General features: G+C 58.8%; 14 protein-coding genes. 2 read left to right on the top strand and 12 right to left on the bottom strand.

Annotation, left to right across the window (positions count from 1 at the left end; all coding sequences use genetic code 11):
* Positions 1-188 precede the first annotated feature (188 nt).
* The 5 genes from EV691_RS20010 to EV691_RS19990 all read right to left on the bottom strand — a co-directional run bounded on the left by EV691_RS20010 (position 189) and on the right by EV691_RS19990 (position 3064).
* Positions 189-1016: an OmpA/MotB family protein gene (locus EV691_RS20010; protein WP_131299782.1), complete on the bottom strand. Its 828-nt coding sequence runs from the start codon at positions 1014-1016 to the stop codon at positions 189-191.
* Positions 1013-1834 (bottom strand): motility protein A, encoded by an 822-nt coding sequence (locus tag EV691_RS20005; RefSeq protein ID WP_131299779.1) that lies wholly within the window; start codon positions 1832-1834, stop codon positions 1013-1015. Before EV691_RS20005 ends, EV691_RS20010 begins: the two co-directional genes overlap by 4 nt.
* Before the next feature lie 73 nt (positions 1835-1907).
* Entirely contained in the window at positions 1908-2102 is a 195-nt protein-coding gene (locus EV691_RS20000) for an AAA family ATPase (RefSeq protein WP_242672597.1), read from the bottom strand.
* Positions 2103-2279: 177 nt separating this feature from the next.
* Entirely contained in the window at positions 2280-2648 is a 369-nt protein-coding gene (locus EV691_RS19995; RefSeq protein ID WP_131299776.1) for a nucleotidyltransferase family protein, read from the bottom strand.
* Positions 2645-3064: a nucleotidyltransferase substrate binding protein gene (locus EV691_RS19990; protein ID WP_131299773.1), complete on the bottom strand. Its 420-nt coding sequence runs from the start codon at positions 3062-3064 to the stop codon at positions 2645-2647. The genes EV691_RS19995 and EV691_RS19990 overlap by 4 nt, the downstream gene beginning before the upstream one ends.
* 359 nt (positions 3065-3423) lie before the next feature.
* On the opposite strand from EV691_RS19990, the gene EV691_RS19985 reads away from it, so the two are divergent.
* Together EV691_RS19985 and EV691_RS19980 are read left to right on the top strand one after the other, a co-directional pair.
* Complete coding sequence (locus EV691_RS19985) at positions 3424-4620, top strand: FliC/FljB family flagellin (RefSeq protein WP_131299770.1); 1197 nt, start codon at positions 3424-3426, stop codon at positions 4618-4620.
* A 199-nt stretch (positions 4621-4819) separates the two neighbouring features.
* On the top strand, positions 4820-8449 hold the full coding sequence (locus EV691_RS19980) for an O-linked N-acetylglucosamine transferase family protein (RefSeq protein ID WP_131299767.1): 3630 nt from the start codon (positions 4820-4822) through the stop codon (positions 8447-8449).
* 52 nt (positions 8450-8501) lie between these two features.
* Here EV691_RS19980 and EV691_RS19975 read toward each other — a convergent pair whose 3' ends face one another.
* Genes EV691_RS19975 through rfbF form a run of 7 tightly spaced genes read right to left on the bottom strand, consistent with a single transcriptional unit; the run spans position 8502 to position 14930 of the window.
* Positions 8502-9266: a cephalosporin hydroxylase family protein gene (locus tag EV691_RS19975; RefSeq protein WP_131299764.1), complete on the bottom strand. Its 765-nt coding sequence runs from the start codon at positions 9264-9266 to the stop codon at positions 8502-8504.
* Entirely contained in the window at positions 9266-10435 is a 1170-nt protein-coding gene (locus EV691_RS19970) for a class I SAM-dependent methyltransferase (RefSeq protein ID WP_207390233.1), read from the bottom strand. The genes EV691_RS19975 and EV691_RS19970 overlap by 1 nt, the downstream gene beginning before the upstream one ends.
* Positions 10432-11313 (bottom strand): NAD-dependent epimerase/dehydratase family protein, encoded by an 882-nt coding sequence (locus EV691_RS19965; RefSeq protein WP_131299762.1) that lies wholly within the window; start codon positions 11311-11313, stop codon positions 10432-10434. The genes EV691_RS19970 and EV691_RS19965 overlap by 4 nt, the downstream gene beginning before the upstream one ends.
* Complete coding sequence (locus tag EV691_RS19960; protein WP_207390232.1) at positions 11310-12551, bottom strand: class I SAM-dependent methyltransferase; 1242 nt, start codon at positions 12549-12551, stop codon at positions 11310-11312. The genes EV691_RS19965 and EV691_RS19960 overlap by 4 nt, the downstream gene beginning before the upstream one ends.
* Positions 12548-13108 carry a dTDP-4-dehydrorhamnose 3,5-epimerase family protein gene (locus EV691_RS19955; protein WP_131299755.1) on the bottom strand — a complete coding sequence of 187 codons (561 nt, stop codon included), beginning with the start codon at positions 13106-13108 and terminating at the stop codon, positions 12548-12550. The genes EV691_RS19960 and EV691_RS19955 overlap by 4 nt, the downstream gene beginning before the upstream one ends.
* Positions 13105-14178 (bottom strand): CDP-glucose 4,6-dehydratase, encoded by a 1074-nt coding sequence (rfbG, locus tag EV691_RS19950; RefSeq protein WP_198868059.1) that lies wholly within the window; start codon positions 14176-14178, stop codon positions 13105-13107. The genes EV691_RS19955 and rfbG overlap by 4 nt, the downstream gene beginning before the upstream one ends.
* Positions 14160-14930 carry a glucose-1-phosphate cytidylyltransferase gene (gene rfbF / locus EV691_RS19945; RefSeq protein WP_131299749.1) on the bottom strand — a complete coding sequence of 257 codons (771 nt, stop codon included), beginning with the start codon at positions 14928-14930 and terminating at the stop codon, positions 14160-14162. The genes rfbG and rfbF overlap by 19 nt, the downstream gene beginning before the upstream one ends.
* Positions 14931-14939: the final 9 nt, after the last annotated feature.

Here is a 14939-nt window from a genome sequence, read left to right as displayed (position 1 = left end):
TCAAGCGCTTCGATGAACTTTCCTTCACCGCCACCGCCTGCCTTGCCAACCCTCCAGAACCTGCAGCCAACCCCTTGATTTTCAAGGGTTTACGCGGCTCCCTCGGAGGAAGTGGGGCGCATTATAGGGCCTCGAATCGAGGCGTCAACCTTTAATTGAACTCTTTCGATATCCAATCGCTCTCCCTCTCAATCATCCGACATTTCCGCAGCCTGCGGCGTCTCCAAGATCAACTCCACCCGCCGATTGCTGGCACGCCCCTCCAGGCTGGAGTTGTCGGCCAGTGGCTGAGTATCCGCAAGGCCCACTGCACGCATGCGCTGGCGGGCAACTCCGTTGGCCTCCAGATAGCGCACCACGCTGCCGGCCCTCGCCCCGGAAAGCTCCCAGTTGGAGGGAAAGCGCGCGCTACGGATCGGCAACGAGTCGGTATGCCCCACCACCACGATGCCATGCCGGCTACTGTTGAGCACCAGAACCAACTGTTGCAGTACGCGCAGCCCCTCCAGGCTCAGGTCGGCCTGCGCGGAACTGAAGAGGATCTCGCTGCTGATGCGAAAGCTCACCGAGCCTTCTTTCACGATCACTTCGATATCCTTGCCCAGCTGATCCACTGGCAGCCCTTGAAGGGGATCGCTGGTGACGTCCGCCCCTTTGTCGCGCAGAGATCGGCCGGCCTGCTCGAGCAGGCTGCTGCCAGCCGGCAAAACGCCTTCGGACAGCGGCTTGAGCGACTGCGACAGCTCTCCAGCCCCCTTGCCCTTGCCAGCGAAGGCCAGCATCACCACCAGCAGCACCAATAGCAGAGTCATCATGTCCAGGTAGGTTATCAACCAGCCTTCCGTCTCACCCTCGGAGTCCGGCTCGCGGACCGCATTGGCTGCCTGGCGCCTGGCCATGCGCGTCGCCTGGCGAGCCTGGGCCAGTTCCTGCTCCAACTGACGCTGACGCTCCAGCAATGCCTTGCGCGCCGAGCCGACGGAACCGGTGGCCGGACTCTCCAATGGCTCGGTCATTGCCGGGCGCCCCCATCATCCCGCTCAGAGGCGCGCGACTCACCACCCCCATCGCGAATCTCGTCCCGGTACTGGGCGACGAACGAGTTCAGCGTCTCGCGCATCAACCCCGGGTTGCGCTTGTTGCACATCATGGAAATACCCTGCAGCACCATGTTCATCAGCACCACCCGCTGCTCGGTACGCCGCTCCAGCTTCACCGCCACCGGCTTGAATACAAGGTTGGCGAGCAGCACCCCATAAAGAGTGGTCATCAGCGCCACCGCCATCTGCCGGCCGATGGCCGTCATGTCGCCATCGCCGAGCAGGAACATCAGATTCACCAGCCCCACCAGCGTGCCGAGCATGCCGAATGCCGGCGCATAGCTGGCCATCACCCGGAACAGCTGCGCCTCGGCATGCTCCTTGGCACGCAAACGGGAGATTCGCCATTGCAGCAGCTCGAGGATGTCCTCCTCGGGCGTCATGTCGATCACCAACTGCACCCCGGTGCGCAGGAAAGGATTGTTGATCTGCCCCAACTCCTTCTCCACTGCACGCAGATCGCCCCCCATCCACAGCCGGGAGATCTTCACCAGCTCCTCGATGTCATCCTCGGTATACAGCCGCTCGTTGCGCATCACCGTGCCGATCAGGCTGAACACCCGCAGCACCTCGCCCAGCGGATAGCTGATGAAGGTCGCCGCCAGGGTGCCCACCAGCACGATGCCCAGACTCGGCGGATCGATGAACAGCGCCGGATCTTCGGCGGAAAAGACCAGGACCACCGCCAGCAGCGCGATGCTGGCGAGCATGCCGATGAGCGTTGAGGGATTCATGCGGGACTCCGGAAATGCGACAGGCTCGATTGGATACCTATCGGCCGTGGAGCGGTTTTCTGAATACGGCCGGCTACGGAAGCAGGCTTTGCACTTCGAATCCCGCCACGCCTTGCTGAACTTCGATACCCCGCCGAGCATGGCCGAAGCGGATGTGCGCATCGCTGTTCTTGATCACCGAATACAGATTGCGCATGGCGTCCCGGATTTCCCGCGCCACCTCGGGGCGACCGAGGCTGTCCAGGATCGGCTTGTCGTAGTCATCCACCAGCACCAGCGCCCGCTCGACAGTGGCGGCATGTTGTCGACGCAGTAGCAGCCGTCCTCGCGGATTTCGCGGAAGGCCTGGATACCGATGGGCAGCTTCCTGCGGGACATGGGGATACTCGGCAAGGGGCGGGGTGGTTGCAGCCCCGCCCGGCCAGGGCCAGGCATGAATCCCCCCTCAGTCCCCTCGCGCCGCGGCATCCGGCGGCCCTTTCCCGGCATCCGCGGCGCCCCGCACATAGAACGGTATCCCCACCCGGCGGATATGTTCGAGCAGGGCCGGATTGTCGATCTGCCGCTTGAGCGAAAGGTCGACCATCCAGGGCAGCAGCAGGTCGTCGATCCGGTTCTCGATGGCCAGTAGTTGGGCCAGAGACAGCTCTTCGTCGTCCTCGATGGAAAGATCGATGTCGGAGCCGGGGCGGTAGTTACCCTTGGCTCGCGAGCCATAAAGCAGCACCCGCTGGATTTGCGGCCACTCGGCGAATACGCCGCGCAACTTCTCGAGCGCATGCACAGGCAATCCAAACGCTGTCTTGCCGTTCATTCCGCCTCCGCCAGGCCCTGCATGTGTTGCTGGAGCTGCCGGAACAGGGCGTGGTAACGGGCCATGATGCTATCGGCTATCTCGTTGGCCACAGACTCGTTGTAAGTATGCGCCGTCTGGTTGCGGCTCTTGATCATCTCCATCCAACCCTCGCCATCGGCGATCAGGCCCTGTTTGAAAGCGGTACGGATGGCATCGCGGGAACCGCTGATGGCCGGATTGCCCTGGTAGAGGAAGTAATCCTTCATCAGATTCCAGGCCAGTTCGAAGACGAACTCGAAGGCCTGGATCAAGCCCTGCTTTTCCAGCTCGCTGAGCGGCCGCGACTGTGCCAGCTCGACGGCGCGGGTCAGTTGCATGAGCGCCCGGCTGTAATTGGCCAGCCGCTGCTGCCAGCGAATGTCTTGATCGGTCATGGGGAAAATCCTGCGTTCGAAAAGGACCAAGGCTACTGTCCAAAGCCGTGATAGCGCCACCCGCCTGACCCCTTTCCAGCCACATTGGCGAATGAGCATGACCCCGCAGGAACCACCCCAATCGCGGATAAATCCGCCCCTCGACCGGGCGCGCCCCGGAGCCTTGGAAATGCTCCATCCTTGTCGGCGACTCCCCGGCACCTGTGGGCTGCGTCAAAAAATTCTCGCCCGCCCCTAAAGCTCCCGCCCCGCCCGCCGATAGTCGGGATAACGGCCAACGGCGCCGTTGTCGCCAGCCGCGAAGCCACCGCGCAGCGCAGCTCGCCACTGGCGCTCAACCTTTAGAGAAGGAACGCAACATGTCCGTCATCAATACCAACATCACCTCAATGATCGCCCAGAAGAACCTGGGTGCATCGCAAAGCTCCCTGACCACCGCCATGGAGCGCCTATCTTCCGGCATGCGCATCAACAGCGCCAAGGACGACGCCGCCGGCCAGGCCATTGCCAACCGCATGAGTGCGCAAATCACCGGTCTGTCCCAAGCCCAGCGTAACGCCAACGATGGCATCTCCGTTGCCCAGACCGCCGAAGGCGCGCTGAACCAGATCAACGACAACCTGCAGCGCGTGCGCGAGCTGACCGTACAGTCTGCCAACAGCACCAACTCGGCCGAAGACAAGGCCTCCATCCAGGCTGAAATCAAGCAACGCTTGACCGAGATCGACCGCATTTCCGAGCAGACCGACTTCAACGGCACCAAAGTGCTGAGCAAGGACCAGAGCCTGAGCATCCAGGTCGGTGCCAACGACGGCGAAGTTATTTCGATCGGCCTGAAGGAAATCACCTCCAAGACTCTGGGTCTGGATGATTTCAATGTTTCCGGTCCAAAAGGCACCCTGTCAACAGCCACCACCACCAACTCCTTCAAGTCGGCCTATGGCGACACCACCCAAATTGCCGACTCCTCGGTGAAAGAGGGGACCTCAGGCGACCTAGCAGCCAACCTAGGCATAGCTACCGGCAGCATTACTCTTTCCACAGGTGATGCCTATGTGGATGAGGCCGGCAACATGTATGCAATGGTAACCATCAACACCACTACCGCTTCGGAAATCAGCACTCTGTCTGCCAAGGGCATCAGCGTCGAATCCGGCGTCACCGCGACTTTCTATATTGCGCTTGATCCGCAGACTGCCGACACCACCACTGCAGCTACCACCGCAGCCTTCACTATTGATACTGCCAACCTGAGCGCAGCCAGCTTGGTGAGTGGTTCGACTGATAGCCCGCTGGCCCTGCTGGACCAGGCTCTCAGCGAAGTCGACACCCTGCGCTCCGACCTCGGTGCCATCCAGAACCGTTTCGACTCGGCCATCAGCAACCTGAAGACCAACGAAACCAACCTGTCCGCCGCCCGTTCGCGCATCGAGGATGCCGACTACGCAGTGGAAGTGGCCAACATGACCAAGGCGCAGATCCTGCAGCAGGCCGGTACTTCGGTTCTGGCCCAGGCCAACCAGGTTCCGCAAGGCGTGCTGTCCCTGCTCGGCTAACAACCCGCCGCGGCATGGCAGACGTGGATCGGCCTCGGCCGATCCGCTACGAAAAAGGGCGCTTCGGCGCCCTTTTTTCATTGGCATTGCCTGCTGGCGCAGTGAATAAACTCGCTCCAGCCCCGGGTTATCGGCGCTTTGAGTCCACGGCCGTCGGCCGACAATTCGTACATCCCGAAACACCATCCCAGGCCCCGTCATGAGTCGACCCCCCAAAACAGCTGGCAGCCCTCGGGCGCAACGTCACCCCCAAACCAAAGCCCAGGCTCAGCAGGCGATAAACCGCGCGCCCAAGCAGGCCAGCGGCTGGAAAGCGCTGGGCAACTGCCTGCTTCAGGAAAAGCAATACCCCGAAGCCCAGCACGCACTCGAGCAGGCTCGCACCTTGGATCCGCACGACGCCGAAACCCTGATATTGCTGGGCATGGTGGAGATCAAGCTCGGCGATATCCAAACCGCGCAGGAGCTGGCGCAAAAGTCGCTGGAAATCGCCCCCAACAATCCCGACGGGCTGTGCCTGTTAGCCCGCATCTTCTACGACCGCGGACTTTACGACCAGGCACTCGGATATATTGAACAGGCCTTGGCTATCGTGCCCAACCGCGAAGATGCCCTAGAAAGAAAAGCCTTGATCTTCACCAAGACGCACCGTTATGAGAAGGCAATTATCCTGTTCGACGGGCTGATCCGCCGCCGCCCAGACTACTTCGCTTTCTGGAACAACGCGGCAAATCTGCTCAAAGATATCGGGCAGCTGGACAAGGCGGAAACATACTACCTGAAGGCTATCGAGCTTTCCGGTGACTCGCCGCTGGCCTACTCCAACCGACTGACCAACCTTCATTACAACCCCGCCGTCAGCCGGCAAACGATTTTCGACGTGTGCAAAGAATGGGAAGCTCGCTACGCCCCGAAAGACACCCCTCCCCGCCCGCAGCCCGAGGAATGCTTACCGCAGCGGCGACTGCGCATCGGCATGATCTCCGATGGCTTCAGCAACCATCCGGTCGGTCGCATGATCACCCTCATGCTCGAGTCGCTATCGCGCCACGAGTTCGAGTTGTTTGCCTATAGCACCAACAACTTCGAAGATCCATTGACCCGCCGCATCAAACAGTCGGTCGACCACTGGGCAAGCATTGCCCACTTGACCGACGAGCAATTCGCCGAACGTATTCGCAGCGAAAAGATCGACATCCTCATCGACCTGGCCGGGCACAACGCCGGCAACCGCATGCGCACCATGGCCCTGCAACCCGCTCCGCTGCTGGTCAAATGGGTCGGCGGCCTGATCAACACCACCGGCCTGAGCGCCATCGACTACCTGCTGAGCGACAGCATCGAGTCGCCACCGGGGGAAGACGCGTTCTACACCGAAAAGCTCATCCGCCTGCCGGACGACTACATCTGCTTCACCCCCCCGGAATACGTGCCGGAGATCAACAACCTACCCGCCTTGAGCAACGGCCACATCACTCTCGGCTGCTTCAACAACCCGACCAAGATCAACCCGGTCGTGCTGGCCGAGTGGGCCAGGCTCATGCATGCCCTTCCCAACTCGCGCCTGCTGCTCAAGGGCATGCAATACAACAGCGAAGACCTGTGCCAGCGAGTGCGCACAATCATGGTCGAGCAAGGCATCGAGGCCGAGCGCCTGATGATCGAGGGCCCCTCGCCGCACCGGGAACTGCTGCAAACCTACAACCGCATCGACATCGCACTCGATCCCTGGCCTTACTCCGGCGGCCTGACCACCTGCGAAGCCTTCCTGATGGGGGTTCCCGTGGTCTCCCTGCCCGGCCCGACCTTCGCCGGCCGCCACTCCGCCACCCACCTGGTCAACGCCGGCATGTCGGAACTGGTGGTCAACAGCTGGGACGAATACCGCGCGCGCGTGCTTGAGCTGGCCAGCGATCTCGACAGCCTGAGTACCATTCGTCGCCACCTGCGCGACGTGCTGTTGCAATCACCGGTCTGCGACGGGCCCCGCTTCGCCAGGAACTTCACCATCGCCATGCGTGCCATCTGGCAACGCTACTGCGAAGGCAAGCAACCGGCAGCCCTGACCCTGGACCAGGAAGGCCTGGCCTGGTTCGAGGGCGATAGCCAACCGATGCAGCTGCAGCATCCAGCCCCTGAGGTAGATAGTGATCAGAACGCCTTCAACTTTGCGTTCGAAGGCAAGGTCGTCACCCTGGATAACGGTGCGCTACTGGTCGGCACCACCGGCTTCAGCAGCCTGCAGAAGCTGGGCGCCTTCGCCGCCATTGCCTTCGACCCCACCAGCAAGGTCACCAACGCCGCTCAGCTGCAAGCCGCCGGCGAACTGCACCACTTCCCCCACGTGACCTTGGGCGATGGTCGCGAAGGCACCCTGTTCGCCTGTCTCGACCCGGCGATGAACGCCACCCTGGAGCCGCTGCCAGCGGACCAGCAACTGCCGGGAAATCAAGAAGCCACACAAATCATCGCCAAACTGCCGATCACCACCCTGCGCCTCGACGACATCGAAGGTCTGGAGAACATCGACTGGTTGCTGCTCGACAATATGAACGACAGCCTGGCGATTCTGGAAAACGGCGAGAAGGCACTGGCCAATACGCTGTTGGTGCAGGTTCGAGTCAATTTTTCCCCCACTCACAAGAACCAGCCCGAACTGACACAGATCAGCCACTGGCTATCGCGGCATGGGTTCAGCTTCTACCGGCTGAACAATCTGCAACACTACAGCCATCTGCCCAGACGCGATGATTTGCTGAAACAACAAGCCACCCAGCTCGTCAGTGCCGATGCCATTTTCATTCAGTCGCCGCACCGGCTGGAGCATCTGGGCCCTCAGCAAAAGAGCAAGCTAGCCTTCATCTTGCATACCGTTTATCAGATGCACGACTTGGCGCTCAGCATCCTCGAGAGCGCAGACGCACAAAATGGCGAGAAATATCTCGAAAGCACCGGCTACCTAGAAAAGCCCCTGCCTCCGACTAACGTCGCCCCCTTGCCGCGGATCTATTTGAACCTCTCGCGCCCCAAGGTCTGCATCGGTATACCTGCATACAACGAAGAGATGTACATCCGGGAGACTCTTCTCTCCCTAAAGAAGCAAGATATTGATGGGGTCAAGTTTTTGATCTCTGACAATGCATCATCGGACAAAACGCTCGAGATCGCCAGAAGCCTGTCGAGTGACGATGGACGCTTTGAGCTTGTCAGACATAGCGAGAACATAGGTGCAGCCGAGAATTTCATCAAACTCTTCCAGGAGTCAGAATCTGAATACTTTATGTGGCTGGGTGCACATGACTACCTGAGCGAAAACTATCTTCAGGAAGTTGTCGATCTTCTGGATCGTGAAAAAGAAACCTCCATGGCTTGTGGAACTCCATTCGGGATCATGGATGGAAAAATTTTTGGCCCAACTAAAGAAGCCATCTATGATTTCACACAGAAGAGCCCTACCGAGCGATACTTGAAATCGGTAGCCGAACTGGCCAACTGCACAATCTTCCACTCACTTTTTCGCCGCACAGACCTGAATGGATTTTCATTCAGGAAGACCATCTCCTTTGACCACGTCCTGATCAGCCACCTGTTATGGAAAGGAAAGCTGAACTATGCACAGGACTCTACCTACTTCAGAAGATACTTCCCGAGACGCGAAACAAGCAGTGAAGAGCGCATCCTTGGCAAGAAAGAAAAGCTCAAAAGAAAGGATTTCTTCGAATTCTACACTAGTAATCTTCAGTCGCTACTAGAGCCTGCCGATATTACCAACAAGAAAACCCTGCTCAAGCAGAGCGAAGAAATACTTAAAGCTCGCTTCCCCCTGTGACAGAAGACCTCGCCTATTCATGTAGATAGGCGAGGTCCTCAAGAAAAATTAGTTATTTCCGCCTCAGCCAAGCGCCCGGCCAGTGCGTTACGTTCTCTCCCAACTCACTTTCATTGAACAGCCAAGCCGGCTGCTCAATTCTGAATTTAGGATTTTTCGCGACGAAGTCTCTCGCGGCCCACGTCGGATTATCAGTTGCCCACTCTGGAGCTCCCCTCGGAACATCGAAGAGATCGAACATAATCCCGTCGGTTGCCACCATATAAGAGCCAGGCGTCACCAGATCCGCATAGGCCTCAAGCTCTCCCAAGACATGTGCATAGCTATGGTTTGAGTCTAGGATCACCAGAACCTTGTCCTCCGGACTCACTAGGTTCTTCACCTTGGTCACAATCTCATGATCCGTCGAGCTCCCCTCGAGCAGGGTAATGCGGTCACTGAGCGGATGCGCCTCTATCGCCGCACGATTATGCGGACGAATCTCGATATCGATACCGATAACTCTTCCTGTCTCCATCGCTTTGCATAGACTGGAATAAAAAATCAGTGATCCGCCATGGGCCACGCCCGTTTCGATGATCACATCCGGCTTGAGCTGGAAAATCACCTCTTGCATGCGAATCATGTCTTCGGGCAACTGAATGACCGGGCGACCCATCCAGCTGAAAGTATATTGGTACTTCTGATTCCAGCCAACGCGCACCCATTCGCGCGAAATTGCCTCGAATGCAGCTCTCGAATACAGATCGAACACCCTTGACTGCCCGGCCTCATCGATCGTTAGGGTTTTTTCCTCTGTATCCAGAGTCAGCTTCATCACTCGCTCCAATCTGTCAGGTTCAGCTCAATGCCGGCCGACTCCAGCAGCTTAATGTTTTCTTCGCGATAGTTTGGGTTCATCAGCACAGCACTCGAAACGCCGCGCCTCCTCAGCTCCTCAGGGGCGACTATAGGGTGCCCCGTACCAGGAATGAACCCCCCTTGTTTTCTCGGATTGAGATCGACAACACACTCTATCAAGCTACAGTCGGGATCTATCAAATTTGCAAATGTCGCACCTTTTGCACCCGCACCCCATAGCGAAACCTTTCCACACTGCCTCAAGCTGCAGAGGCGCTGCAACCAGTCTCGCCGCATCCTTTGCTCATCGGATGAATACGCAACCGCCAGCGAAACCACTTCGACATCGGTTGGCAGCGCTTCGTCAACATTCGCCACACTCCCTTCCAACCAGAGATATTGCCCGCTGAAGATGTGCGAGACGCGCTCCACTGCAAAACCAGCACGCCGGAAAGCCAACCCCAGAGAGCCCGCAGTAAAAAGCGAGCAATGCTCGTAGAAGAAGTCCCAGAGCACCCGATTACGGAGAATCCAGTCGACACAGGGCGTTTCAAAAAAGACTCTGGCCCTAGAAGATGAGGCAAGTGCAGCCCGCACCGAGCGCAACACCTGTAATGGCTCAGGTACGTGCTCGATTACATGGCGGCAGACCACCACATCTGCGGCGATACCTGCACAGGCCTCATCGTAGTAGCGAGCACTGAACTGCAGACGCCCATCCAACTCGACAGCGGGCCCTACGTAACTTGGGTCAAAGCCGTAGCCCGAATTGTTCGCTCCAGGATAGTTCACCAGCTTTCTCAGAAAGCTTCCTTTCCCACAACCAACCTCAACAATCGTACAGTTCTTGACCCCCTGCCTCTCAACCATATCCCGAACTAGATCGTCTAAATACGCATCAAAATAGGCAGAACAAGACTGCGTATTGTCGTAGGCTTCCCCATAGCTCAGGCGAGACCGGTCGAATGCCCGATTGAAGACGAAACCACAGGAGCCACACACCATCAATTCCAAGTCTCCACGCGTGACATCATGTGCAGAACCCTGACACTCCACCACTAGATTCTGATGTACAGGGACATTTTCGCGCAGAAGAAAAAGACTCAGCCTGGAGTTCTCACAGATAGGGCAACGACAAATTTTCATTCACTATCTCCACGGAGTGTTTGCACAAGGCCTTGCCTCAGATTCAATACCGGCCTCCATCCGAGCGCTCTTAGCTTGAGACTATTCCCTAATAACAGCAGCGGCTCACCGGAGCGCTCGGATGCCAACTCCAGAATGGGAGCAGGATCTGCATCCAGTAAATCGGCCAAGATAAGAACGACCTCGCTCAAACGAGTCGGCTCGCCGGAGCTGATGTTATAGGTCTCGTTTGAATCTTGGCTCAACAGCCTGATCAGACCATCAGCAACATCACTGGCATGCAGGAAATCGCGGTATGCAAGCGCATTAACACCAAATGGCGGGCGGACTCCTTGGAAAACCTCAATCAACGATGGTATCAAGCGCTCCACGGACTCCCAACGGCCAAACGGTATAAAAACTCGCCCCCAGCCACAGGAAGCCTGGTGCTGAGTACAAATGGCCATCACCAGACGGCGAGTCACATCTTTGGCCAAGCCATATAGCGTGGCAGGAGTGAGCGGCGTACTCTCCTCTTCGCAGCAGCCATGTTTCCAATCATATTCGGCGCAAGTACCAGCAACTACGACCCTACGACCACCGGAGTCACAAAAACTCTCCACCAGTCTCGTCGTCGCATCGACCCACCTCAGATTCAGTGGAGAACTCCAATACTTCCCATGCTCGGCGTACCAGGCCAAATGCAAAAGGTGTGTTGCATCAGCTTCCCGCAAAAAGGGGCGGAGATCCCTTACGCTTAGCAGATCCGCCTTGATGAATTTGACTGGTACGTGAGGGCGGGTACGACCCAAGGCAACTACTTCTACGCCACAACGCTCAAGAGAATCCAGAGCATGGCGACCAAGAAATCCGCTAGCGCCAGTCAGCAACACTCTCATCGATCACTCACTTCGACAACTTCCAGTTGCGGAACCGCCGTCACAAGCGAAGCGCCCCACTTCTGAACATAGCTCAGTTGCGTGATGATCTCATCTCGCAAATTCCAAGGCAGGATCAGAATACGCTCAGGCCGGTGTGCCTTGAGGTGAGCCTCGCCAACGATAGGAATCCGACTCCCTGGTAAATACTTCCCCTGCTTGGCAGGGTTCTTGTCCACCACATAAGGCAGTAGGTCAGGACGAATACCAGCGAAATTGAGCAGCGTGTTTCCCTTGGCCGCAGCACCGTAAGCACCAACTTTCAAACCTTGGCGCCTGGCCTCGATTAAGAACGCTACGATATCGTCCTTGACCTTCTCGGCATGGGCCTGGAAGCTCCTGTAAAACCCGGAAGTAGACATACCCGCACTGGCTTCGAGCGCCAGCATGGCAGATACGGCATCGTCATGCGCATGAATGCCCGTATCGCGCCGTTGAGCGAATACACGCAGGCTGCCGCCGTGCGTAGGCAACTGCTCCACATCGAAAACATCGAGTCCATTGGCATCGAAAATACGCTGCACGGCAGTAAGCGACAGATAGGAATAGTGCTCGTGATAGGCCGTGTCGAACTGATTTTCCTGCACCATATGCAGCAAATGGGGGAACTCGAATGTCGCCACCCCGTGAGGCTTCAGCAGGCTGGTGAAGCCCGAAACGAAGTCGTTGATGTCCGGCACGTGAGCCAGCACGTTGTTTGCCGCTATCAGATCAGCCTGGCGACCGGCGGCACTCAATTCCTCGGCCAGTACCACGCCGAAGAAACGCTCAACAATCTCAATTCCCTTGGCTCTGGCGGCGCGCGCAGTACTGGCGGTTGGTTCAACGCCGTAACAAGGAACACCTGCAGCCTGCACGTATTGCAGCAGATAGCCGTCGTTGGCGGCGACTTCGACGACGGTACTGGCACCATGCAAGCCGAACCGCTCGTTCATCGTCTGGACATAGTGTTCAGCATGTGCCAGCCAGGACGTCGAGAATGAGCTGAAGTAGGCATAGTCTTGGGTGAACAAAGCCTCGCGACCGGCATGATCCTCGGTCTGTACCAGCCAGCACTCCTCGCATACCAGAAGACGTAGGGGGAACCAAACCTCCGGCGCCCGCAGCGACATCTCGCTCAGGTAGGCATTAGAGGGCGGCGCACTGCCCAGGTCCAGAAATGGCAAGCGCAGCTCGCTGCCACAGTGTCGACACTTCACTGACATACTCCTTCAAACCCAGACTCGATGAGAGGATGACCGACATCGCGTGGCGACATCTGGGCAACGTCCAGCGGCCAGCGAATATCGAGCCGCGGATCCTGCGGATGCAGGCCAGCCTCCGACTCCGCGGCATAGGCAGCCGAGTGGCAGTACAGGAGTTCCACGTCATCGCTCAGCGCCTGGAAGCCATGGGCAAAGCCTTCGGGAATCAGCAGGGCCCGGCTATTCGCGGCAGACAGCCGTTCCGCATGCCACTGCAAAAACGTCAGCGAGTCGGCACGAAGATCGACGGCCACATCCCAGACCTCACCACGCAGGCAGCTGACCAGTTTCATCTCGGCATTCGGCGGGCGCTGAAAATGTAGGCCGCGCACGGTGCCTCGCTTGGCCGTATAGGTGTGGTTGATCTGGGCAATGGGCCGCTTCCAGCCAGCGCTTGCCAACGCCTCGGCACAGAACAAACGGGCAAGGAACCCTCGACTATCTCCCAAAGGATGGCGCTCGACGGCCACCAGCCCGGCAAGGGGTAAAACGCTGAGGCTGAAACGGCTCATGCCCGCTCCTCGTAGGCGACGATTTCCGTCTCACAGAGGACTCGCGGATCGCAGCCCTCCTGCTGTGCGCGATACCACGCCATGGTGCGCCGTACCGTTTCGGCCAGAGGCCAATGCGGCGCCAGCCCCAGGAACGTGCGCGCCTTGGCCGTCTCCAGGGCCAGCCAGCCAGCCTCGTGAGGGCCGTCGCGGCCATCGCCGTAGCACACTTCGCCCCGCCCGTAAGTCACGCGCGCCAGCTCGACCACCTCGCGCACGGTGGCCGCCTCATGGGTATGCGGTCCGAAATTGTAGGCGCCGGCCAACTCCGGCTGCCGCCAGAGCCGCTCGGCCAGTCGCAGGTAGCCGGCGAGCGGCTCCAGCACATGCTGCCACGGGCGGATCGCCTGAGGGCGGCGAATCTCGAGCGTGCTCCCTGCCTGCCAGGCACGTACTGCGTCGGGGATCAGACGGTCTTCCGACCAGTCCCCTCCGCCAATCACATTACCGGCCCGTGCAGAGGCAATTGCGACGCCCTGCTCACGCAGGAAAGCATCGCGATAACTGCCGATGACGATCTCGCTGGCCGCTTTGCTGGCGCTGTAAGGGTCGTGACCGCCTAAGGCATCGTCCTCGCGATAGGGGTAAGCCCACTCGTTGTTGCGGTAGACCTTGTCGGTCGTCACCGTGACCGCGACACGCACGCTGTCCAGGCCGCGTATTGCATCGAGCAAATGGGCCGTGCCCATCACGTTGCTAGACAGGGTACTGAGCGGATCGCGGTAGCTGACCCTCACCAAGGGCTGGGCCGCCAGATGGAAAACCACCTCGGGACGCAGCGCACGCACATGCTCTGCCAGTGCCTGAGCATCGCGGATATCGCAAAACTGGCTATGGCAACAGGCATCTACCCGGGCCAGCGTGAAAAGGTTGGGAGTGGTCACTGGCGGCAGGGAGATGCCCGTCACCTGAGCCCCCAACCGAGCCAGCCATAACGCCAGCCAACTGCCCTTGAAGCCCGTATGCCCGGTCACCAGCACCCGGCGCCCGCGGTAGAAATCCCCGAAAGCACTCATGCCCAGACCTTCCAGGGCGGATTGCCTCGCAACCAGAGCTCTTCGAGCTGGTTCTTGTCGCGCAGGGTATCCATGGCTTGCCAGAAGCCCGTGTGCCGATAGGACATCAGTTGCCCTTCCCTGGCCAGCCGCATCAATGGCTCTCCTTCCCAACTGCTCTGGTCGCCATCGATGTTGTCGATGATTGCAGGATCGAGGACGAAGTAGCCGCCATTGATCCACGCCCCGTCGCCGGCCGGTTTCTCCTTGAAACTCGCGACGGCATCGCCGTCCATGTCCAGCGCGCCGTAACGCCCCGGCGGCTGGATCGCGGTCACCGTGGCCAGCCGCCCGTGCTCCCGGTGGAAGCGGATCAGCTCGCCGATGTCGACGTCGGACAAGCCGTCGCCATAGGTGAAACAGAACGGCTCGTCCCCCAAATGCTCGCGAACACGCCGCAGCCGGCCGCCGGTGAGGGTCTCCTCGCCAGTGTTGACCAAGGTGACCCGCCAGGGCTCGACGTAGCGCTGATGAACCTCCATCGAGTTGCGGGACATATCGAAGGTGACGTCGGACATATGCAAGAAGTAGTTCGCGAAGTACTCCTTGAGGACATATCCCTTGTACCCGCAGCAGATCACGAAGTCGTTGATTCCGTAATGGGAATAGGTCTTCATGATATGCCAGAGAATGGGTTTTCCGCCGATTTCTATCATCGGCTTCGGCCGCAAATGGGATTCCTCGGAGATTCGGGTTCCCAGCCCCCCCGCCAGTATTACCGCTTTCATTGATCAGTC

Origin of the sequence: Azotobacter chroococcum (genome assembly GCF_004339665.1) — a bacterium.
In the GTDB taxonomy this organism is placed as follows: domain Bacteria; phylum Pseudomonadota; class Gammaproteobacteria; order Pseudomonadales; family Pseudomonadaceae; genus Azotobacter; species Azotobacter chroococcum.
This window is presented reverse-complemented; position numbering and strand designations above follow the sequence as displayed.

Excerpts from the sequence above, each read along its gene's own strand:
- EV691_RS19970 (WP_207390233.1), bottom strand. The coding sequence starts at position 10,435 with ATGAAAATTTGTCGTTGCCCTATCTGTGAGAACTCCAGGCTGAGTCTT.
- EV691_RS19985 (WP_131299770.1), top strand. The coding sequence starts at position 3,424 with ATGTCCGTCATCAATACCAACATCACCTCAATGATCGCCCAGAAGAAC.
- EV691_RS19965 (WP_131299762.1), bottom strand. The coding sequence starts at position 11,313 with ATGAGAGTGTTGCTGACTGGCGCTAGCGGATTTCTTGGTCGCCATGCT.
- EV691_RS20005 (WP_131299779.1), bottom strand. The coding sequence starts at position 1,834 with ATGAATCCCTCAACGCTCATCGGCATGCTCGCCAGCATCGCGCTGCTG.
- EV691_RS19990 (WP_131299773.1), bottom strand. The coding sequence starts at position 3,064 with ATGACCGATCAAGACATTCGCTGGCAGCAGCGGCTGGCCAATTACAGC.
- EV691_RS19980 (WP_131299767.1), top strand. The coding sequence starts at position 4,820 with ATGAGTCGACCCCCCAAAACAGCTGGCAGCCCTCGGGCGCAACGTCAC.
- EV691_RS19955 (WP_131299755.1), bottom strand. The coding sequence starts at position 13,108 with ATGAGCCGTTTCAGCCTCAGCGTTTTACCCCTTGCCGGGCTGGTGGCC.
- EV691_RS20010 (WP_131299782.1), bottom strand. The coding sequence starts at position 1,016 with ATGACCGAGCCATTGGAGAGTCCGGCCACCGGTTCCGTCGGCTCGGCG.
- EV691_RS19975 (WP_131299764.1), bottom strand. The coding sequence starts at position 9,266 with ATGAAGCTGACTCTGGATACAGAGGAAAAAACCCTAACGATCGATGAG.
- rfbF (WP_131299749.1), bottom strand. The coding sequence starts at position 14,930 with ATGAAAGCGGTAATACTGGCGGGGGGGCTGGGAACCCGAATCTCCGAG.
- EV691_RS19995 (WP_131299776.1), bottom strand. The coding sequence starts at position 2,648 with ATGAACGGCAAGACAGCGTTTGGATTGCCTGTGCATGCGCTCGAGAAG.